The organism is Virgisporangium ochraceum (assembly GCF_016863655.1).
GTDB classification, from domain to species: Bacteria; Actinomycetota; Actinomycetes; order Mycobacteriales; family Micromonosporaceae; genus Virgisporangium; species Virgisporangium ochraceum.
In genome coordinates this window covers 35,454-55,975 of sequence record NZ_BOPH01000037.1, presented here as the reverse complement: position 1 = coordinate 55,975, position 20,522 = coordinate 35,454, and the positions used below count along the sequence as shown (strand labels likewise).

The 20,522-nt window shown below is 72.1% G+C and carries 17 protein-coding genes; 9 read left to right on the top strand and 8 right to left on the bottom strand.

Translation table 11 applies throughout. The features are described from left to right. Window positions 1-3: 3 nt before the first annotated feature. Entirely contained in the window at window positions 4-1,083 is a 1,080-nt protein-coding gene (locus tag Voc01_RS15505; RefSeq protein WP_203928115.1) for an NlpC/P60 family protein, read from the top strand. Between the two features lies 1 nt (window position 1,084). Here Voc01_RS15505 and Voc01_RS15500 read toward each other — a convergent pair whose 3' ends face one another. The 4 genes from Voc01_RS15500 to Voc01_RS15485 all read right to left on the bottom strand — a co-directional run bounded on the left by Voc01_RS15500 (window position 1,085) and on the right by Voc01_RS15485 (window position 5,181). Then, window positions 1,085-2,689 carry a methyl-accepting chemotaxis protein gene (locus Voc01_RS15500; protein WP_307781573.1) on the bottom strand — a complete coding sequence of 535 codons (1,605 nt, stop codon included), beginning with the start codon at window positions 2,687-2,689 and terminating at the stop codon, window positions 1,085-1,087. A gap of 104 nt (window positions 2,690-2,793) precedes the next feature. Then, window positions 2,794-3,645 carry a hypothetical protein gene (locus Voc01_RS15495; protein WP_203928113.1) on the bottom strand — a complete coding sequence of 284 codons (852 nt, stop codon included), beginning with the start codon at window positions 3,643-3,645 and terminating at the stop codon, window positions 2,794-2,796. A 1-nt stretch (window position 3,646) separates the two neighbouring features. Continuing rightward, window positions 3,647-4,837, bottom strand: a complete 1,191-nt coding sequence (locus Voc01_RS15490; protein WP_239160220.1) for an RNA polymerase sigma factor — start codon at window positions 4,835-4,837, stop codon at window positions 3,647-3,649. After that, complete coding sequence (locus tag Voc01_RS15485; RefSeq protein ID WP_203928111.1) at window positions 4,834-5,181, bottom strand: YciI family protein; 348 nt, start codon at window positions 5,179-5,181, stop codon at window positions 4,834-4,836. The genes Voc01_RS15490 and Voc01_RS15485 overlap by 4 nt, the downstream gene beginning before the upstream one ends. Window positions 5,182-6,140: 959 nt before the next feature. Between Voc01_RS15485 and Voc01_RS15480 the strand changes: the two genes are divergently transcribed. From Voc01_RS15480 to Voc01_RS15470, 3 genes are all read left to right on the top strand, one after another. Next, on the top strand, window positions 6,141-7,166 hold the full coding sequence (locus Voc01_RS15480; RefSeq protein WP_239160223.1) for a LacI family DNA-binding transcriptional regulator: 1,026 nt from the start codon (window positions 6,141-6,143) through the stop codon (window positions 7,164-7,166). 7 nt (window positions 7,167-7,173) lie between these two features. Next, on the top strand, window positions 7,174-8,730 hold the full coding sequence (locus Voc01_RS15475) for a glucoamylase family protein (protein ID WP_239160219.1): 1,557 nt from the start codon (window positions 7,174-7,176) through the stop codon (window positions 8,728-8,730). Between the two features lie 657 nt (window positions 8,731-9,387). Continuing rightward, window positions 9,388-10,917, top strand: a complete 1,530-nt coding sequence (locus Voc01_RS15470; protein ID WP_203928109.1) for a ricin-type beta-trefoil lectin domain protein — start codon at window positions 9,388-9,390, stop codon at window positions 10,915-10,917. Between the two features lie 42 nt (window positions 10,918-10,959). Here Voc01_RS15470 and Voc01_RS15465 read toward each other — a convergent pair whose 3' ends face one another. Continuing rightward, complete coding sequence (locus tag Voc01_RS15465) at window positions 10,960-11,979, bottom strand: hypothetical protein (protein WP_203928108.1); 1,020 nt, start codon at window positions 11,977-11,979, stop codon at window positions 10,960-10,962. Between the two features lie 11 nt (window positions 11,980-11,990). Then, entirely contained in the window at window positions 11,991-12,341 is a 351-nt protein-coding gene (locus tag Voc01_RS15460) for a DUF952 domain-containing protein (RefSeq protein WP_203928107.1), read from the bottom strand. Between the two features lie 66 nt (window positions 12,342-12,407). Here Voc01_RS15460 and Voc01_RS15455 point away from each other — a divergent pair, with 66 nt between their 5' ends. The 3 genes from Voc01_RS15455 to Voc01_RS15445 all read left to right on the top strand — a co-directional run bounded on the left by Voc01_RS15455 (window position 12,408) and on the right by Voc01_RS15445 (window position 17,502). Continuing rightward, window positions 12,408-14,021, top strand: coding sequence for a chitinase (locus Voc01_RS15455; RefSeq protein WP_203928106.1), 1,614 nt, complete (start codon window positions 12,408-12,410; stop codon window positions 14,019-14,021). Between the two features lie 70 nt (window positions 14,022-14,091). Continuing rightward, a complete protein-coding gene (locus Voc01_RS15450; protein ID WP_239160218.1) occupies window positions 14,092-15,252 on the top strand; it encodes an NAD(+)/NADH kinase in 1,161 nt (386 codons plus the stop codon). Between the two features lie 66 nt (window positions 15,253-15,318). After that, a complete protein-coding gene (locus Voc01_RS15445; protein WP_203928104.1) occupies window positions 15,319-17,502 on the top strand; it encodes a discoidin domain-containing protein in 2,184 nt (727 codons plus the stop codon). 26 nt (window positions 17,503-17,528) lie between these two features. Here the strand turns inward: Voc01_RS15445 and Voc01_RS15440 are convergent, their stop codons facing one another. Continuing rightward, a complete protein-coding gene (locus Voc01_RS15440) occupies window positions 17,529-17,888 on the bottom strand; it encodes a DUF1330 domain-containing protein (protein WP_203928103.1) in 360 nt (119 codons plus the stop codon). 86 nt (window positions 17,889-17,974) lie between these two features. Next, the gene (locus tag Voc01_RS15435) at window positions 17,975-18,481 is read right to left on the bottom strand and encodes a mycothiol transferase (protein WP_203928102.1); all 507 of its coding nucleotides are present in this window, start codon (window positions 18,479-18,481) and stop codon (window positions 17,975-17,977) included. Window positions 18,482-18,516: 35 nt separating this feature from the next. Here Voc01_RS15435 and Voc01_RS15430 point away from each other — a divergent pair, with 35 nt between their 5' ends. Next, window positions 18,517-19,170, top strand: a complete 654-nt coding sequence (locus Voc01_RS15430; RefSeq protein WP_239160217.1) for a spermidine synthase — start codon at window positions 18,517-18,519, stop codon at window positions 19,168-19,170. Next, window positions 19,167-20,519 carry a VWA domain-containing protein gene (locus tag Voc01_RS15425; protein WP_203928100.1) on the top strand — a complete coding sequence of 451 codons (1,353 nt, stop codon included), beginning with the start codon at window positions 19,167-19,169 and terminating at the stop codon, window positions 20,517-20,519. Before Voc01_RS15430 ends, Voc01_RS15425 begins: the two co-directional genes overlap by 4 nt. Window positions 20,520-20,522: the final 3 nt, after the last annotated feature.

Sequence of the window (20,522 nt, the reverse complement as noted above, 5' to 3'; positions counted from 1 at the left end):
CGCATGAGCGGGCGGAACGACCGGTCGGTTCTGGTGAGCGTGCTGCTGGCCGGATGCCTCGTCGTCGCCGCGCTGGCCTGGCTGGGGTTCCAGCGGGTCGGCGGGTCGCCGAAGAGCACGGCCGAGCCGGCCGAGGACGTCGCCGTCGAGGGCGTGCCGCTGGAGGTGGCCGGCTCCTCGGCGTCGGTGCCGCCCGCCGACGCGTCCAATCTGGTCTACCAGCGCGCGGCCGACCCGAACCGCACGATCGCCAAGGACGCCGGCGGCCGCGTGGTGGCGGTCTTCACCGACGGCGCCCGCACCGTGCGCCTGTCCGGTGCCGTGCGCCGGTTCGCCGAGCCGAAGTTCACCCAGGCGACCGTGACCACCGACGCCTGGATCCGGCTGGCCCCGCAGGAGTGGAAGGCCGGCCAGGAGAAGGCGGCCTGGTACAAGCCGTGGCTCACCGCCGCGCTCGCCGACAAGAGCCCCGACGCGCTGGCGATCGCCATGCAGTACGTGCAGGGCGCGCCGGCGCAGAAGGACGCCAAGGGCGTGCGCATCGCCGGTGACGCCGACTTCGGTCCGTTCTCCGAGACCGACCCCGACGGCCGGGCCGAGAACTCCGACTTCTTCGACTACCTCGGCATCCAGTACCAGTTCACCGACGGCGGACGGTCGCAGCCGCAGCCCGACCGCAACGGCGACCTCGACTGCTCCGGATACGTGCGCATGGTGTACGGCTACCGCCTGGGCTACCCGGTCCGCAGCCAGAACACCGCCGGCGTCGGCCTGCCCCGGCGGGCGTTCGCGATGAACCAGTTCGGCCCGGGTGTGGCGATCGCCGCCGACAAGGGCACCCAGGTGCGCGACTTCAACAAGATGCAGAACGGCGACCTGGTCTTCTTCAACCTCGACGGCACCGACGGCCCCCAGGCCGACCACTCCGGCATCTACCTCGGCGTCGACGACTCGGGTCACCACCGCTTCCTGTCCAGCCGCAGCAAGGCCAACGGCCCCACGTTCGGCGACTTCGGCGGCCCGGCGATCCTCGACGGCGGCGGCCACTTCGCGACGAAGTTCCGCTCGGTGCGGCGCCTCTGAGTCAGACCCGGAAACCGGCCACCAGGCTGCTCAGCTGGGAGGACATCCGCGCGAGCTCCGACGTGGCGGTCTGCGTCTCGCCGACGCCGTCGCTGGTGCGGGCCGCGGCCTGTGCGACCTCGATGATGCTCTCGGAGATCTCGGCGGTGCCGGTGGCGGCCTCCGACACGCTGCGGTTCATCTCGGCCGTGGTGGCCGTCTGCTGCTCGACCGCCGAGGCGATCGTCGTCTGGTAGTCGCTGATGCGGGCGATCACCTGCGCGATCTCCTCGATGGCGGTGACGGCGCCCTCGGTGTCGGCCTGGATCGTCTGCACCCGGCGCGCGATGTCCTCGGTGGCGCGGGCGGTCTCCTGGGCCAGGTCCTTCACCTCGGAGGCGACCACCGCGAACCCCTTGCCGGCGTCGCCGGCCCGCGCGGCCTCGATGGTGGCGTTCAGTGCCAGCAGGTTCGTCTGCTCCGCGATCGACGTGATCACCTTGACCACGTTCCCGATCTCGGCCGACGACTCGCCGAGCTTGCCCATGGTCGCCGACGTGCTCTGCGTCACCGACACCGCCTCCGACGCGACCCGGGCCGCCTCGGCGGCGTTCTGGGAGATCTCCCGGATCGAGGCGCCCATCTCCTCGGAGCCGGCCGAGACCGTGTCGACGCTGCGCGAGATCTGCTCGGCGGCGGCCGAGACGGCCTGCGCCCGGATCGAGGCGGTGCTCGCCGACTCGGCGATCTGCGCCGACGTGCTGCTCATCTGCTCCGAGGCGCTGGCCAGCGACGACGCCGACTCGTCGATGGTGCCGACGGTTCCGCGCAGGGACACGACGGCCGCGTCCAGTGCCCTGCCCATCTGGCCCGTCTCGTCGCGCGAGGTCAGCCCGGTGGTGCGCGTGAGGTCGTTGGCCGCGAGCGCCTCGCAGGTCTCCCTGACCCTGGTGAGCGACCGGACGATGGAGCGGGCGATCACGAAGCCGAGCCCGAGGGCGACGGCCAGACCGACCAGGAGGAGCGACAGTGACAGGATCCGGTTGGAGTTGTAGACGGTCTTCGCGGTGTCGGCGTTCCTGACGGCGTCGGCCGCCTCGGTGGCGTCGAGCTCGTCGAGGTACCCGGTCATCTTCTCGAGCAGCGGGAGCGTCTCGGCGTCGCGCACGGCCGCCCACTGGGCGAGCTGGTTGGCCTCGCCCAGCGGCAGCAGCTTCGTCTTCGCCACGGTGGCGTACTCGTCGAAGGTGGCGTCCAGGCTGTCGATGGTCGCCGGATTGCCGGCCGGGTTGCTGGCCCGGTAGTCCTTCATCGCGGCGCCGAACGTGTCGATGTCGGCCAGGAAGCGGTCGCCGAAGGTCTTCGTGGCGGCGTCCGTGGTCGACAGCGCCTGGTTCGCGGCGTCGACCCGCGCCTGCACCACCGCCACCCGGAGCCGGCCGACCGCGGTGATGCTGGCGACGTTGCTCGTCGAGATCAGCTCGGCGACGTCGCTGGTCTCCTTCAGGCCGATCATTCCGGCCGTGCCGACCAGCACCGCCACCAGCGCGGCCGTACCGACGGCGCTCATCACCTTCGTTCGGACGCTCAGGTTGGCCAGCGACCACCGCCCCGACGATGCGCTCACGTTCGCCCCCATGAACCGTTCTCGCGATCCGGTACCGATCATCGCGAGAAAGCGCCGGTACGGCTGCCGAATGGCCAAACTGCCGCCATCACGCGGCGCCGCCCTTAAGCGGCGCCGGCCAGGGCGCCGATGAGGTCGGCGCGCCGGCCCCCGTCGGTCCGGACGCGGTTGCTCAGCTCGACATGGACGAACGCCGCGCCCTCCGCGGCGGCCGCTTTGGCCTGGACGTTGGTGGTGCCCTCCAAGCGGCCGCAGCGCTGTGCCCAGGCGCGGCACTCGTCGAAGCCGGCCCCGGCGAGATCTTCGGCGACGCGGGTGGCGAGCGGGTTCGCCTCGTCGGTGCCGGTCGACACGGCGATGTCGTGGTCGGGCAGGTTGAGGTCGGCGAAGCCATGCACCTGGATCTGCGGCACGCCGGCCTTCGCGAACGCCACCGACAGGGCCTGGTAGAGCGAGTGCTCGTTGTGGGCCACGTCGGCCAGTTCGCCGGCGGCGCGGCGGTGGGCGCCAGCGATCAGCAGCGTGCTGCCGGGCACGGCGCGGAAGAGGTCGAGCCCGATCCACTCGGTGCCGATGTCGGTGCGCGGGTGCGGCACCTCGACCGCGAGCCGGGTCGGCTCCGACAGGTCGACCAGCACCGCGCCCCAGGCCCGGTCGTCGGCCGGCGACGTGTGCAGCGCGTACCGCCGCCCGGTGACCTCGTCGACGCCTTCGACGGTGGTGAACCCGAGGTCGGCGTACCGCTCCGCGACGGCGGCCCGCTTCTCGTCGTCGGTGGGGTCGCGGTAGGGCTGCTCGGCGTACTGGGTGGCGAGGAACGCGGTGATCCGGCCGGCCAGCCCGGGCGGCGGCTCGCCGGCGGCGGAGAGGTCACGGCGGTCGCCGGTGCGCACCAGGCTGACGACGACCACGAGCCCGATCGCGAGGGCCAGCGCCAACAGGCCTTTCAACCGCATGTCAGTGGGTACGTCCGCCGGTCAGCGTTTGCCTCCGGGCTGTGAGGAACCCGCGCTCGGCGTCGTTGCCGGCCAACGCGATCGCGGCGTCGTACGCCTCGGCGGCCTCCGCCGTTCTGCCGAGGCGGCGAAGCAGGTCGGCCTTGACGGCGTGGAACACGTGGTACTTCGCCAGGTCGAGGGCGTCGAGGAGGCGCAGGGCCGCCTCCGGTCCCTCCGTTTCGGCGACGGCCACCGCGCGGTTCAGGGCCACCACCGGCGTCGGCGCGACGGCGAGGAGCCGGTCGTACAGGTGCCGCACGCGGGTCCAGTCGGTGCCGCCGGGCGAGCTGTGCACGGCGTGGATCGCCGCCTGCAGCTGGTACGGCCCGGGGTGGTCGCGCAGCAGTGCCACGCCCTCGTCGATGAGCCCGGTGTTCCACCGCGACCGGTCCTGCTCGTCGAGGGGCACCAGCGCGCCGCCGGTGGTCTGCCGGGCCGGCCGGCGCGCCTCGACCAGCAGCATCAGCGCGAGCAGCCCCGACACCTCCGGCTCGGCCGGCAGCAGCGACACCAGCAGCCGCCCGAGCCGGAGGGCCTCCGCGCACAGGTCGGCGCGGATCAGCGGACCCGACGACGCCGCGTACCCCTCGTTGAAGATGAGGTAGACCACGGCGAGCACGCCGTCGATCCGGCGCGGCAGGTCGGCCTCCGACGGCACCCGGTACGGGATGTGCGCGTCCCGGATCTTGTTCTTGGCCCGCACGATGCGTTGCGCCATCGTCGGCTCCGCCACGAGGAACGCGCGTGCGATCTCCGCGGTGGTGAGGCCGCCGAGCAGGCGCAGCGTCAGCGCCACGCGGGCGGTGGGCGCCAGCGCGGGGTGGCAGCAGGTGAAGATCAGCCGCAGCCGGTCGTCCTCGACGGCGCCCTCGTCGTGCGGCTCGTCGTCGTGGGCGAGCAGCGCGGCCTCCGCGTGTTTGTCGCGGCCGCGCGTCTCGCGCCGCAACCGGTCGATCGCGCGGTTGCGCGCCGTCGTGATGATCCAGCCCGCCGGGCTCGGTGGCGTTCCGTGGGACGGCCACCGCGCGGCCGCCGCGGCGAAGGCCTCCTGCACGGCGTCCTCGGCGATGTCGAGATCACCGGTGACGCGCGTGAGCACGGCCACGGCGCGCCCGTACTCGGCGCGGTAGAGGTCCTCGAGGTCGTTCACCCGAGGAAGGGCCGGATCTCGATCGGCACCGTGGCGGCCCGCGACAGGCGCTCGGCCCATTCGAGCGCGGCGTCGAGGTCGGGGACGTCGATGATGCTCACCCCGCCGAGGTACTCCTTGCCCTCGGCGAACGGACCGTCGACGATCAGCGGCTCGCTGTCGCGCCGGGCCTCGACCACCGTGGCCGAGGACGCCGGTGCCAGCCCCCCACCGAACACCCAGACGCCGGCGTCCGCCATCTCCCCGTGCAGCGCCGTGACGTCGGCGGTGATCCGCGCGAGCCGCTCCGGCTCCGGCTGCGTGCGGCCGGCCGGATACATCACGCTCAACAGGTACGTTGCCATGCCAGAATCCTGCAGGGTGCCGGCGCCCGGAGCCGGGAGGGACACACATGGCCCCGGCCGACACCGATTGGGTCGCCACCGGAACCCGCGTCCCGTCGCTGCCCGACGAACTGCGCGCGGCCGGGGGCACCCTGGCGGACACCGACGCCGGCGCCGCCCCGACCGGCCTCGGCCTCGGCCTCGCGGGCCTGTCGGAACGCGTCGCGGGCCTCGGTGGCGAACCGACGGCGGACCGATGGGCAGCCGCCACTTCGTACTCCGCCCCGCGCCCTTCCCCGCCCCCGCGCCCCGCACCCTTCCCCTTCCCCGACCCCCGCACCCTTCCCCGCGCCCCGCGCCCTCCCTGAGCGCCGCGCCCTCCCCGCGCCCTCCCCGCGCCCCGCGCGCCGCGCCCCGCGCCCTCCCCGCGCCCGCGCCCTCCCCGCGCCCCGCGCCTTTCCGCGCCCTTCCCACGCCCCACGCCCCGCGCCCTTCCCACGCCCCGCGCCCTTCCCACGCCCCGCGCCCTTCCCACGCCCCGCGCCCGCGCCCGGCGCCCGCGCGCCCCCGCGCGCGCCGCACCCGCGCCCCGCGCCGTCCGCGCGCCGATCTTGCAGTTGTGGCCCCTGAAATAGGCGACATAGCCCGAAATAGGTGCGGCCACGAGTGCAAGATCGGCGCTGCCCCCGGCGCCGACGCGCGGGCATCCGGCGCCGGAGCGCGGGCATCCGGCGCCGGAGCGCGGGCACCCGGCCGGCGCGCGGGCACCCGGCCGGCGCGCGGCCATTCGGCACCGGTGCCGAGCTTCCGGGGTGCCGCGCCTGTCCGGGCCGGTGCGCTGCCGAGCGAGGGTCCGCGGTTCATCCCGGCCGCACACGCGGCGGGCTCGGCCCGCCTCGGTGGTCGGGTGCGTCATCGGGCAGAGGCAGCAAGATCGAGATTCGCCGGCCTCGATGGGGTGGTATGGTCCGCTGGTGGCGATGAAAGCGCTTACATCCACCCGCGGCGTGACCATCTACGCCGTCGCCGAGCGGGCTGGGGTCTCCATTGCCACCGTGTCGCGGGCGTTGCGTGACCCGGGACTGGTGGCCGAGGCAACCCGCGCGCGGGTGGAGGCCGCGGTCGCCGAGCTGAACTTCATGCCCAGCCGGCTGGGACGGTCGCTCGCCGAGGGACGGCATGCGGCCAACGGCATCGTGTTCCCCGACCTCATCGGCCCCTACTACGCCGAAGTGCTCCTCGGATACGAGGAGGCCGCCGCCGACCTCGGACGCAGCGTGCTCATCCTCGGCACCCGGGGACGCGCCGACCCGACCGCGCAGGTGCTCGACCTCGCCGGCCGTGTCGACGGGCTCGTCGTCATGGGCCAGACGGTCGCCGACGACGTGGTGGCGGCCATCGCCGCCAGCGGTCCGCCCGTGGTGCTGCTCGCACGGCCGCCGGTCGCGGGCGCCGACACCGTGACCGCGGAGAACGAGGCCGCCGGCGCCGAACTGGCCCGGCATCTGCTCGGCCACGGGTACCGCCGGTTCGCGTTCCTCGGTGACCCGGCCGGCTCGCCCGACGTGGCCGGCCGGTACGCCGGCATCGCGGGAGCACTCGCCGACGCCGGAGTGAGACCGCCGGCACCGCTGCGGTGCGCGTTCGACGTGACGGCCGGCCACGAGGCCGCGGTCACCCTGTTGAAGCGCCGCACCCGCCCGCAGGCCGTGATCTGCGCCAACGACGAGGTCGCTCTCGGGGTCCAGGAAGCTTGTGCCGACTACGGCCTGGACATTCCGACGGACCTCGCGCTGACGGGGTGGGACGACGTCATGACGGCCCGGTTCGTCGGGCTGACCACCGTACGCCAACCGATGCGGGACCTCGGCGCGACCGCGGCGCGCTGGCTCCACGACCGCATCAAGGAACGAACAGAGTCGGCAGAGACAGGGCCGGCGCGCACGAAGGTCCTCCCGACGCAGCTCGTCGTCCGCCGGAGCTGCGGCCCCCACGACCCGGATTGAGGTGACGATGCGACGCCTGATCGCCGCGCCGGTGGTGGCTCTGCTACTGCTGACGCTCAACCCCGGTACCGCCAAGGCCGAACCGGCACGAACACAGGGCCTGTCCGGTGCCGACACCCGCGTGCTGAACCAGTACGCGGCCGACACCTGGAAGTCCATGGACGCGATGCTCTTCCGGGAGACCGGGCTCGTCGCCGACTACATCGGTGGCGACCTGACCCCGGCGAGCCGCTCGCGGTACACGTCGCCGACGAACATCGGCGGGTACATGTGGTCGGCCGTCGTCGCCCGGGACCTCGGGCTCATCTCGCGCCGCGAGGCCGCCGACCGCATCGGGAAGACCCTGCAGACGTTGCAGCGCCTGGAGCGGCACCCCGCCTCGGGCATGTTCTACAACTGGTACGACCCGTTGAACGGCGCGAAGATCCGTACCTGGCCCGACGACGGCAGCCCGCGCAACCCGTTCCTGTCCAGTGTGGACAACGGGTGGCTGGCTGCCGCGCTCGTGGTGGTGCGCAACGTGGTCCCGGAGCAGCGGTCGAAGGCCGCCGCGATCCTGTCGAAGATGGACTTCGGCTTCTACTACAACCCCGACGCGCGCGGCAACGGCCTGCCCGGCCTCATCCGCGGCGGCTTCTGGGACGAGGAGCCGCTGACCCCACCCGAGTGCAACGTCGTGGGCAACTACCGCGACCGCGGCCCGGACGTCTTCTACACCTGCAACCATTACGACATCACCGTGACCGAGCCGCGCATCGCGAGCTACCTCGGCATCGCGTTCGGCCAGATCCCGCGTGAGCACTACTTCGCGACGAACCGTACGTTCCCGGCGTCGTGCGACTGGTCGTGGCTGGAGCAGCAGCCGACCGGCGTCACGCGTAACTACCTCGGCGTGCCGGTGTACGAGGGCGCCTACGAATACCGCGGCATCAAGTTCGTTCCCAGCTGGGGCGGCGACATGTTCGAGGCCCTGATGCCCGACCTGTTCGTTCCGGAAGACCATTGGGGACCGCGAAGCTGGGGCCGCAACCACCCGGCCACCGTGCGCGGGCAGATCGAGCACGGCATGAACGACGCGAAGTACGGCTACTGGGGCTTCTCCCCCGCGTCCAACCCGTTCGGCGGCTACGGCGTGTACGGCGTGGAGGCGATGGGCATGGATCCGGGCGGCTACCCGTCCGACAAGGAGGGCACCAACTACGACCCCGGCTTCGGCACCTGCCGCCCGCCCGGCCCGCCCGTGACCTACGGGGACGGCGTGGTCACCCCGCACGCGGTGTTCCTGGCGATGCGCTACGCCCCACGCGAGTCGGTCGACACGCTGGCCAAGCTGAAGCGGAACCTGGGCGCCTACGGTCCCGGTGGCTTCTACGACTCCGTGGCGGTGCGCAGCGGCACGGTAGCCCGCCGGCACCTGTCCCTGGACCAGGCGATGGTCATGGGCGGCCTCGGCAACGTGCTGGCCAGGGAGAACATCCGACGCGCCTTCTCCAGCCCCGACATCGAGCGGGCGCTGCGCCCCCTGATGGCGATGGAGGAGTTCAGCGTGCCCGCCCGCCAGTAACAGATCCGGCGGATCCCCCGCTCCTTCGATTCGCAGGGCGGCCAGCCACTCACCCTCCCCCCGGTGCGCTGGCCGCCCCGCCCTGACCCCTCCGTGGGCGGCGGTCCCCCCGTCCGCTGCCCACGGAGGCCCCGCCCACCCCGCATGCCTCGGCACCGCCCCGGCCCGGCCGCCCGCGCCCCGCCCCCGCATGCGGGGCCTGCGCCCGGCCTCGCCACCGCCAACCGGCCGCCCGCACGCCGGCCCACCCCGGCCCGCAAGCCCACGCGTCGCCCCGCGCCGCCCGCCGCCCAACGGCGCGCCGCCCCTGCCAGACGCACATGTGTCACCTCACGCCGCCGATCTTGCACTCGTGGCCGCCGGTAAAGCGGGACATAGGTGGAAATAGGTGCGGCCATAACTGCAAGATCGGCGGGCACGGGGTGGCGGCGCGCACCGGGGCCGCGCAGGTGGCGGTCCGGAACAAGCCGTCCGGAACAAGCCGTCCGGAACAAGCGGCACGGGAGGAGCGACGCGCAACAAGCGACCCAGGAAGAGACAGCGCGCAACGAGCGAACGCATTGACAGGCGTCACCGCGTGAACCAGACTGCAGAAAGCGCTCTCTGGTCTAGACCACCGTCACGGCCCCGCCCGGCCGTCGTCGAAGGGACCTGTCCATGCCTCCCCGTCCGCGCGTCCTCGCCGGCGCGTTTGCCATCACGCTCGCGCTCACGGCCGTCCCCGCACTGGCCTCCACCACGGCGAGCGCGAAACCCACCCCCGCACCCGCCCTCGACGGCCTGAACGCCGGCATGGTCGAGGCCATGCGCCGCGACCTCGGCCTCACCGACAACCAGATCCGCGGCCGGCTCGCGACCGAGGCCGCCGCACCCGTCGTCGAGAAGGCCGCCCGCGCGGCCACCGGCGACAGCTTCGCCGGCGCCTGGATCCCCGCCGACGCCGGCAAGCTGACCGTCGCCATCACCAACGGCGCGAAGGCCGACGCCGTGCGCCAGGCCGGCGGCCAACCGGTCGTGGTCACCAGGTCCGAGAAGGCGCTCAACGGCATCCGCGCGAAGCTCGACGCCACGAAGGCATCCACCGACGTGCACGGCTGGTACGTCGACGTCGCCACCAACAGTGTGGTGGTCGCGGCCGCCGCCGAGGGCGCGGCCCGCGCGTTCGTCGCGGCCGCGGGTGTGTCCATTGTGGACGTGCGGGTGGTGACCGGCACAGACGCGCCGAAGCCGCTCTACGACATCCGCGGCGGCGACCAGTACGTCATCAACGGCAACACGCTGTGCTCCGTGGGCTTCGCCGTCGCCGGCGGGTTCGTCACGGCCGGGCACTGCGGCGGCGTCGGCTCGCCGACCCTCGGGTTCAACAACGTCTCGCAGGGCACGTTCCGCGGCTCGTCGTTCCCCGGCAACGACTACGGCTGGGTGCAGACCAACGGCAACTGGACCCCGCAGCCGTGGGTCAACAACTACTCCGGCGGCAACGTGACCGTCGCGGGCTCGCAGGACGCGGCCATCGGCGCGAGCGTGTGCCGGTCCGGGCGCACCACCGGGTGGCGCTGCGGCACGATCCAGGCCCGCGAGCAGACCGTGAACTACGCGCAGGGCGCGGTGTACGGGCTCACCCGCAGCAACGCGTGCGCCGAGGGCGGCGACTCCGGTGGCGCCTGGATCTCCGGCAACCAGGCGCAGGGCGTCACGTCGGGTGGGTCGGGCAACTGCTCCACCGGCGGCACCACGTTCTTCCAGCCGGTGAACGAGATCCTCGGCGTGTACGGCCTCAGCCTCACCACCACCGGTGGCGGAAATGGCGGCACGAGCCGGCTCATCGGTCAGCACTCCAACAAGTGCATCGACGCGCCGACGTGGAACGACGGCCAGCAGCTGACCATCTTCGACTGCCACACCGGCCCGAACCAGCAGTGGACGAACCCCGGCGACGGCACGCTGCGCACCAACGGCCGGTGCATGGACGTGGCGTGGGGCTCGCGCGACAACGGCGCGATCATCCAGATCGTCGGCTGCAGCGGCAACCCGGCCCAGCAGTTCGTGCTCAGCGCGGCGGGCGACCTGGTGAACCCGCAGTCGAACAAGTGCGTCGACGTCTCCGGGTGGGGCACCGCCAACCACACCGGGCTGGTCCAGTGGGACTGCCACGGTGGCGCGAACCAGAAGTGGCGCCGCGGCTAGAACCCGAGGGGTGGGCGTGCCCGCACGCCGGACACGCCCACCTCACTGAAGGTTGACCCGCACCTCGTCGGGGCAGCGCACGCATCGGAACACCCGGTACATCCCGCACTGCCCGACGATCACGCCGGTCGGCTCGGTCGCCGCCGTGTGCGCGGCGGTTCCGGCGCGCAGGCCGCTCTCCTCCACCGGGCGCCAGCGCGACGGGTCTCCCCATTCACCACTGTCGACCTGGAGCAGATGCGACATCCGGTCGCCGCAACGGCCGCACAGCACCGGGACGGCGTCGGTGGTCGGCCACGCCGGCCAGCCGCCGACCTTCCAGCCGGGCGCGGTGGCCAGCTGGCGGTGGTAGCGGCCGCCGTGTTCGAGGTCCCAGGCGTGCACGTCGAAGCCGGGGTCGGCGGGCAGGTCCTGCCACCACGGGTACTCGGTGACCGGCTCGGGGCTGAGCGCGCACGGGTGCGGCAGGTACCGCGCCTCGCTCGCCGCGGGTTTCGGCGGCGGCTCACCGCGCCGCGCCGGGAGGTCGCTCTCCGCGCGCCAGCGCAGGGTGACCGCGGGAGCCCAGCCACCGTCGAGGTCGTGGTCGTTGGGGCACCAGAGGACCTGGAGCAGGTCCGTACCCGGTGGCGGGTCGAGCGTGGGCACGTCGGCGAGCCGGAGTTGCGCGACGGCCACGTACGGCGTGGGTTCCGGCTCGGGCCGCGCGACGTGCCCGTGCGCGGTGCCGTCGCGGCGGTCGACGCCGCTGAACCCCGGTATCTCGCTCGCGAGTTCGGAGAGGACCGCGGCGCCGTCCTCCCAGTTCCGGTTCTGCCGGGCCGCCCGCAGTCGCGCCAGTAAAGGCGGCGGGACCGGCGTGCGCGTGGGAACCACGTGCACGGCGTCGCACAGGGGCCACGGCTCGTCGGCCGGCCACCACAGTGGACCCCCGACATGGCTGCGCCGCCGCGACGTGGTGCCGCGTCGCGGATGCAGCCGGGTGGCACCGGCCGCGTGCGCGGCCAGCGCCGGGAACAGCGCCGTGACGTCGACCGGCGCCGGTGGTGTGGTCCTGACCATTGCCGGTCAGGTTACTCGGGAAGCACCATGTTTCCGGTGTCGTCGCGCGTCACCGGATGGACCTTCACGACCGCGGTGACGGGAACCGGACCGTAGATGTGCGGGAACTCCTCGGTGGCACCGGGTTCGCCGGGTTCGAAGACGACCTTGGCGTCGAGCTTGCCGGGGTCGATCTCCAGGAGCACCAGCTCCTCGGCGTCGGCGTAGATGAACCCGCCGACCCGGCGCACCTGGTGCAGCAGCGAACAGTGGATGAACCCCTGCCGATCCAGGCTGACCCCGCGGGTCGACTGCCGGTACTCGCCGGCCGCGACGGCGGCGGCCCACGTGGCGGGTTCGGTGAGGTGGTAGATCGACGTCACCGAAACAGCTTAAAGGAACCATAAACCGGTCTAGACCGGACTGGTCCGATCGCCTAACGTCAATCCATGACCCCAGCAACACTGATCGGTCGGGCCCGCCCGCTCGTCCGGACACTGGTGGTGGCGGCGCTCGCAGCGTCCGCCGTCATCGCGACCACGACGGCGGCCGAGGCCGCCACTCCCACCGCGACCTTCGTCAAGACCTCCGACTGGGGTAGCGGCTGGGAAGGCAAGTACACGGTCACCAACGGCGGCACCACCACCCTGGCGAGCTGGTCGGTGGCGTTCGACCTCCCCTCCGGCACCAGCATCAGCTCGTCATGGGACGCGCAGCGGTCGCAGAGCGGGAACCGCTACACGTTCAGCAACCTCTCCTGGAACGGCAACCTCGCGCCGGGTGCCTCGGTGAGCTTCGGGTTCATCGGCACCGGTTCGGGCAGCCCGGGCAACTGCACGCTCAACGGCGCGGCCTGCGGCGGCGGCACCGACCCGCAGCCGGGCGCACCCGGTGTTCCCGGCAACGTACGGGTCTCCGGCACCACGAACACCAGCATCTCGGTGGCGTGGAACGCGTCGTCGGGAACGGTCACGGGCTACCGCGTGTACGAGGGGACGGCCGTGCGCGCGACCGTCACCGGCACCAGCGCGACGATCTCGGGGCTGGCGACCTGCACCTCGAAGTCGTACACGGTCGCCGCGTACAACGCGAACGGCGAGTCGGCGAAGAGCACGCCGGTCACCGGAACCACCACCGGGTGCACGAACCCCGACCCGGGTGGCCCGCTGCCGAAGCACTTCCTCACCGGCTACTGGCACAACTTCGACAACCCGGCGGTGGAGCTGCGCCTGCGTGACGTGCCGGCGGAGTACGACCTCGTCGCTGTCGCGTTCGGCGAGGCCACGTCGACGCCGGGGCAGGTCACGTTCGGCATCGACCCGGGGCTGTCGGCCGCGCTCGGCGGTTACAGCGACGCCGACTTCCGGGCCGACGTCGCCACCGTGAAGTCGCGCGGCAAGAAGGTGATCCTGTCGGTCGGCGGCGAGGCGGGCCGGGTCGCGGTCAACGACGCCGCGTCGGCGAACAACTTCGCCTCGAGCGTGCGCGGCATCATCCAGTCGTACGGGTTCGACGGCGTCGACATCGACCTGGAGAACGGCCTGAACCCGCAGTGGATGGGCCAGGCGCTGCGCACCCTGCAGGCCCCGTTCGGCAGCAACTTCATCATCACGATGGCGCCGCAGACCATCGACATGCAGTCGACGGCCGGTAGCTACTTCGCGTTGGCGCTGAACATCCGGGACATCCTGACCGTGGTGCACACGCAGTTCTACAACTCCGGCTCGATGCTCGGCTGCGACCAGATGGCCGCGTACGGGCAGGGATCGGTCAACTTCCTCACGGCGTTGGCGTGCATCCAGCTCGAGAACGGGCTGCGGCCCGACCAGGTCGCGCTCGGGCTTCCGGCGGGGCCGGGCGCCGCCGGCGGCGGCATCGTCGCGCCGTCGGTGGTCACCAACGCGTTGGACTGCCTGGCGCGCGGAACGAACTGCGGCTCGTTCCGGCCACCGCGCACCTATCCGGGCATCCGGGGCGCGATGACCTGGTCGATCAACTGGGACGTCTCCAACGGCAACGCGTTCGCCCGCACGGTGCGTCCGCACCTCAACACACTCCCGTAGGCCGGGATACGGTGGGGCGGGTCGGGTCAGGGCCCGCCCCATCGTCATCCCCGGGAGGCACCCCTTGGGCATGGTTCACGTGGTCGGCATCGTGCTGCACCCTCGGCGCGACTGCACGCCGGCCGTCGACACGATCCTCGCCTGGGCCAAGGAGCGCGACGTCACCGTGCTCGGGCTGTCCGACGAGATCGGTCGCATCGACTGCTCGGCGGTCGCGGTGTCGTCCGAGGAGCTGGTCGACCGGTCGCACCTGCTGGTGAGCCTCGGCGGCGACGGAACGATGCTGCGGGCCCTGCGGCTGGTCGAGGGCCGCAAGACGCCGGTGCTCGGGGTCAACGTGGGCCGGCTGGGCTTCCTCGCCGAGGTCGACGCGAACCACCTCACCGACGCGCTCTCGGCGATCGACGCGCACCGGTACACCGTGGAACCGCGGATGGCGGTGCGCACCACGCTGCCCGACGGCACCGACGTCACCTCGTTCAACGACATCGCGCTGGTGCGCTCGCCCGGCAACGGGCTCGCGGCGGTCAGCATCACGGTCGAGGGGCACAGCTTCGTGCGGTACGCGGCCGACGCGGTGATCGTGTCGACGCCCACCGGGTCCACCGCCTACAGCTTCTCGGCCGGGGGTCCGATCGTCTCCCCCACCGTGCAGGGCCTGCTGGTGAGCGCGGCGGCGGCGCACTCGTCGTTCAACCGGTCGCTGCTGCTGTCGCTCGACGAGCACCTCGCCCTCGACGTGCTGCCGAGCAGCGGCCGGCTGGCCGTGGAGGCCGACGGCATCGTGCGTGGCTTCGTCGACGCCGGCGACTGCGTGAAGATCACCCCGCTGCCGGGTGCCGCCCACGTGGTGCGCCTCGGCCGCACCACGTTCTACGAGCGGGCCCGGCGCAAGTTGCGGGTCGCCGGCAGCGCCCAGGTCGACACGTTCGACACCACGAACGTGAGCGTGGTCGACAACTTCGAGTCCTCCCGCTACGAGGTGCTGGTGGCCGGCGAGGTCGCCGGTTACGTCGAGTACCGCCGCTCGGTGGGTCACATCGAGTTCCTGCACACCGAGGTGGTCCAGGGCTACGAGGGCCGCGGCCTGGCCGGCCGCCTGGCGACGAGCGCCCTCGACGACGTGCGGGCCAGGGGCGCGACGATGACCACGAGCTGTCCCTTCATGGCCGGCTACGTCGCCGACCACCCCGGGTACGCCGACCTCCTCGGTGAGACTCCTTCGGGGTAGTCCGATCGGCCGGCTCCCCGGCGTTGGCCGCGTGTCGCGTCCGGCGTCGCGGGAGTATCGGCCATCGTGTCCCCACACGACGAAGCGCGACCCCGACGCTGGTGGCGCCGGCCCGGCATCCTGTTCCTCGTCGCGGTCGTGGCCGCCGGCGCGGCGGCGGTCATGGTGTTCGACCCGTTCGAGCCCAGCCCGGCGGCGGTGCCGGCCACCGACGGCGTCGTCGAGATCGGCTGGGACAACCCGGTCAACACGTTCGACGGCAGTCCCGCGCTCGGCGCGGGCATCGACGGCCTCGAAGGCGGCGAGATCGCCAAGATCTGGACGCCGGAGAACCTGGAGGCGATGAAGTCGACCGGGTTCGGGTCGCTGTCCTACCGGCTGCGCACCGAGCTCGGCATCAAGGCCTGGCACTGGAACGCCGAGGGGACCTGGAGCGACCCCGCCCGCCAGGAGGGCTACTGGACGTCGTCGACCGAGGTGACGAACGACCCGGGCGTCTCGTACGGGTACCACCTGCCGCGCCGGGGCCACACGCTCGACATGGCCAAGGACGACGGCTATTCACGCCTCGACGACGGCGACCTCACCACGTTCTGGAAGAGCAACCCGTACCTCGACTCGCGCTTCACCGGCGTTCCGGACGCCGACCATCCACAGTGGATGGTGATCGCGTTCCCGCAGGCGTTGCCGGTCGACCAGGTACGGATCGAGTGGGGCACCCCGTACGCGACGCGGTTCCAGGTGCAGTACTGGACCGGCGAGGACGCGTTGTTCCCCGCGCAGGCCGGGCCGGTCGCCTGGAAGGACTTCCCGCGCGGCGTCCACACCGGCCGCGCCGGTTCGCAGACCGTGAAGGTCGCCGACCAGCCGGTCGAGGCGCAGTTCGTGCGGATCCTCATGACCGCCGACTCCGACACCGCGCCGCCCGGCAGCACCGACGTGCGCGACCGCCTCGGGTACGCGGTGCGGGAGCTGTTCGTCGGCTCCAACGGCACCGACCACATCCAGCACCGCAAGGACAAGAACCAGACGATGATGGTGGTGTCGTCGACGGATCCGTGGCACCGCGCGTCCGACCTCGAGAAGAACCACGAGCACGCGAGCTTCGAGCGCACGTTCGCCAGCGGTCTCACCGCCGGCGCGCCGTTGATGGTTCCGGTGCCGGCCCTCTACGGCACCCCCGACGACGCCGCGGCCCTGGCCGCGTACCTGCGCAAGCGGAAGTTCCCGGTGCGGCGCATCGAGGTCGGCGAGGAGCCCGACGGTCAGATCACGCAGCCGCGCGACTATGGCGCGCTGTACCTGCAGATGGCCGCCGCGATGAAGAAGGAGAACCCCGAGCTGGAGTTCGGCGGACCCGGCTACCAGACGGTGATCCCCGACTGGTTCGCCTGGCCCGACGCGAAGGGCGTGCGGTCGTGGACCGGCCAGTTCGTGAACTACATGCGCGAACGCGGCCGGATGGAGGACTTCGACTTCTTCTCCTTCGAGTGGTACCCGTTCGACGACGTGTGCGAGAACCCGGCCGGCCCGCTGGCCCGCCACCCCGCGATGCTCACCGACATCGTGAAGAGACAGGAGGCGGCCGGGCTGCCGCCGGACATCCCGAAGGTCATCACCGAGTACGGGTACTCGGCGTACGCCGGGCTGCCCGAGGTGGAGCTGCCGGGCGCCATCATCAACGCCGAGACGGTCGGCCTGCTGCTCGCGCTCGGCGGCGAGTCGAGCTACCTCTACGGGCTCGAACCCGACGACGTGTACCAGGAGGACGAGAGCAAGCCCTGCAACAGCTGGGGCAACCTCATGCTGTTCCAGTTCGTCAAGGACAAGCCGGTACGGCCGCTGCCCACCTACCACGTGGCGCAGATGCTCAACAAGCACTGGGCCCAGCCCGGCACCGGCCGGCACACCGTGCACCTGGCCACCTGCAACCTGAAGACGAAGGACAACCATCCGCAGGTCACCGCGTACGCGTTGCGCCGCCCCGACGGCAGGCTCTCGGTGCTGCTGCTCAACAAGGACCCGCGCAAGCCGGTCACGGTCCGGCTGGCACGCGACCGGAAGCCGGTGACCGGCGACCTCGACCTGTTCCAGTACTCGCCGCTGCAGTGGAACTGGGTCGCCCACCCGAAGGGCGAGAGCTACCCCGACCGCGACCTGCCGCCGTTCCGGTCCACAGTGGAGGATGGCCGCGCCGTGATCCTGCCGCCCTACTCGGTGACGGTGGTCCGCACGGTCAAACCGGTGTGAGCGCGGGGAGCAGGCCGTCGAAGAACTCACCGGCCGGCGGCCTCCTTCATGGCCGCCTTCATGGCCGCGGCCATCTTCGCCGGGTCGTGGTCGGGCCGGACCCCGTCGAAGACGATCGCCGAGCCGTCGATGTTGTTGGTGCGCAACGGCAGGATCGCCTGGTACGCCGGCGAGTGGTACCAGTCGCGGGCGTGCTCGCGCGACGGGAACTCGATGATGACGAGCGAGCCCGGCCACTCCCCCTCGACGACCTCGACCTGCGGCCCGTGCACGAGGAACCGGCCCTCGTAGGGCTCGAGCGTGGCCTGGATCCGCTCCAGGTACTCGATGATGTCCGGGTGCGCCGAGGGGTTGTGCAGGTGGGCGAGTGCGTATGCCTTGGTCATGCGGTCAACCTTCGCGGGTGCCGGTGGGTGCTGTCGATTACGTGGCAGGTAAAGCCGCCGCCTATCGGCCCGCGGCCGCAGGCCGCCTAGCGGCCCAGTAGGCCCCGCACGTACGCCGCCTGCCCGGCGTGCTCCAGGTCGTCGTCGAGCACGCTGATCAGCCGCACGCCCAGCGTCACCGGCGGGTCCCACCGCTCGTCGACGACCCGGTCGAGGTCGGTGGCGGTGAGCCCGCGCAGGAACCCGACGGTGACCTCGTGCACCGCGTCGAAGTACTCGACCAGCGCCTCGACGCTCTCCGGACGGACCGTGCCCACCTGCTCGATGGTGTGGTCGTACCCGGTGTCCTCGGGGTCGGGCTCCAGCCCGAACCGGCGCGGCCACGCGCCGCTGAGGTACACCTGCTTCTTGTCGACCAGCTCGGCGATGTGGCTGTCCTGCACCCGGGTGAGGTGCCAGACCAGCCATCCGATCGGGTTCGCCATTTCTCCGGGTGCCCAGCGCAGGTCGTCGGTGCTCAGGCCCTCGACGGCCGAGCGTACAAGGTCGGGTAGCCGGCCGTAACCGTCCAGCAGCAGGTCGTTGACGTCCATGCGTCGACCTTAGGCCGATGGTCGACAATGGGCGCGTGGACCCGCTTGAGACGCTCGTCATCGATCGCACCGTCACCGAGCGCGGCGAGATCGTGCTGCGCCGGCGCGGCGACGACTTCGAGATCATCAGCAACGGCGTCTTCCTGATGGACACCCGCAACGGCGAGTCGGAGCGCCTCCTCGTGCGCGCCGCCCTCGACGCCTTCGGAGCGCCGGCCGACCTGCTCATCGGCGGCCTCGGCGTCGGGTTCTCGCTCGACGAGGCCGTGCTCAGCGCGTCACCGAAGAGCATTTCCGTTATCGAGATCGAACCGGCCGTGATCGCCTGGCACCGCGACCACCTCGGCGCCGGTGGGCTGGCCGACCCACGGGTCCGCGTGGTGCGCGCCGACCTCCTGGCGCACCTCGCCGAACGGACGGACGAGTACGACGTCGTCTGCCTCGACATCGACAACGGTCCTGAGTGGACGGTGACCGACGGCAACCTGGCCCTCTACGGTGATCGCGGGCTGGCGCTGCTGCGCTCCCGGCTGCGGCCCGGTGGGGTGCTCGCGGTGTGGAGCGCCGCGGAGTCGGCGGAGTTCGCCGCGCGCCTGGCGGCGGTCTTCCACCGGGTGACTACGATCCCGGTGCCCGTTCCGCGCGGCGTGCCCGACGTCGTGTACCTCGCAGCACTGGAGGCCCGATGAGCACGACGCTGGTCCGCGGTCAGAACGCGCCGTTGGGCGGCTCGGCGCCGTACCTGGTCGTGGTGACGCACGAGCCGGGACCCGAGGTCGACCTCACGGGCTTCCTGCTGACCGGTGACGCGCGCGCGGTGAACGAGGACGGCATGGTCTTCTACAACCAGCCGACGCTCGACGGCTACCCCGGTGTGGAGTGGCGTGCCGCCGCGCCCGGCCGGCACGAGGTGGCGCTGGCACCCGACCGGTGGCCCGCCGACCTGGCCCGGGTGCGGGTGGGGCTGACCGTCGCAAGTGGAACGTTCGGCGCGGTGCGGGGGCTGTCGGCGCACGTGGCCGACGCTTCCGGGGCGGTGATGGCCACGCTCGACCTCGGGCAGCCCGACCGGCAGAACGCCCTCATCGTCGGCGAGGTGTACCGGCACGGCGGCGGCTGGAAGGTCCGCTGCGTCGGCGACGGCTTCACCGACGGGCTGGAAGGGCTCGCGAAGGACGCCGGGATCGCGGTGGCCGAGGACGACGAGCCGGCCGCCACCGCCACGGCCACCCCGCCCGCGTTCGCGCCACCGCCCGCCACCGCGCCGCCCGCCACCGCGCCGCCGGCGTTCGCGCCGCCACCCGCCGCCCCTCCATCCGCCGCGCCCGCGAGCCGGATCAACCTCACCAAGCCCGCCCCCGACGCCCCGAAGATCGACCTCCGCAAGTACGAGGTCTCCGTCGCGCTCACCAAGAGCAACCTCGCCGACCGCACCTTCCGCGTGGTGCTCGCCATCGACGCGAGCGGCTCCATGAAAGCCATGTACCGCAACGGAACCGTGCAGCGCTCGCTGGAACGCATGGTCGCGATCGCCGACATCCTCGACGACGACGGGCGCATGGAGGTCTGGTTCTTCGGCGACTTCCCGGTGCGGTCGGCGCCGGTCACGGTCGCCACGATGTACGACTACGTCGAGGCGAACGCGGCGGCGAAGCGGCAGGCCGAGGGCGGCAACTTCGAGCCGCGCGTGATGAAGGAGATCGTCGACTGGACGCAGGCGGAGCCGTCGCCGTACCCGACGCTCGTCCTGTTCTGGTCCGACGGGGGTGTGCACGCCGAGAAGCGGATCGTCGAGACGCTGGTGAAGTCGTCGCGGCTGCCCATTTTCTGGATGTTCCTCGGTCTCGGCCGGGCCGACTACGGAGTGCTCGCCCGCCTCGACGACGTGCGCGGCGGGGTGGTCGACAACGCCGGTTTCATCCCGATCGACGACATCGACCGGTACCCCGACGACGAGATGTACGGCCACATCTTCGGCTCGTTCGTCCGGCCCTGGGTCGACGCCGCGACCGCTGCCGGGGTCATCCGCTGGAGGTAGCGT

Bases quoted from the DNA above. Each gene is read 5' to 3' on its own strand.
- Voc01_RS15505 (WP_203928115.1), top strand. From the start codon at position 4: ATGAGCGGGCGGAACGACCGGTCGGTTCTGGTGAGCGTGCTGCTGGCC.
- Voc01_RS15495 (WP_203928113.1), bottom strand. From the start codon at position 3,645: ATGCGGTTGAAAGGCCTGTTGGCGCTGGCCCTCGCGATCGGGCTCGTG.
- Voc01_RS15485 (WP_203928111.1), bottom strand. From the start codon at position 5,181: ATGGCAACGTACCTGTTGAGCGTGATGTATCCGGCCGGCCGCACGCAG.
- Voc01_RS15480 (WP_239160223.1), top strand. From the start codon at position 6,141: ATGAAAGCGCTTACATCCACCCGCGGCGTGACCATCTACGCCGTCGCC.
- Voc01_RS15475 (WP_239160219.1), top strand. From the start codon at position 7,174: ATGCGACGCCTGATCGCCGCGCCGGTGGTGGCTCTGCTACTGCTGACG.
- Voc01_RS15470 (WP_203928109.1), top strand. From the start codon at position 9,388: ATGCCTCCCCGTCCGCGCGTCCTCGCCGGCGCGTTTGCCATCACGCTC.
- Voc01_RS15465 (WP_203928108.1), bottom strand. From the start codon at position 11,979: ATGGTCAGGACCACACCACCGGCGCCGGTCGACGTCACGGCGCTGTTC.
- Voc01_RS15455 (WP_203928106.1), top strand. From the start codon at position 12,408: ATGACCCCAGCAACACTGATCGGTCGGGCCCGCCCGCTCGTCCGGACA.
- Voc01_RS15450 (WP_239160218.1), top strand. From the start codon at position 14,092: ATGGTTCACGTGGTCGGCATCGTGCTGCACCCTCGGCGCGACTGCACG.
- Voc01_RS15440 (WP_203928103.1), bottom strand. From the start codon at position 17,888: ATGACCAAGGCATACGCACTCGCCCACCTGCACAACCCCTCGGCGCAC.
- Voc01_RS15435 (WP_203928102.1), bottom strand. From the start codon at position 18,481: ATGGACGTCAACGACCTGCTGCTGGACGGTTACGGCCGGCTACCCGAC.
- Voc01_RS15425 (WP_203928100.1), top strand. From the start codon at position 19,167: ATGAGCACGACGCTGGTCCGCGGTCAGAACGCGCCGTTGGGCGGCTCG.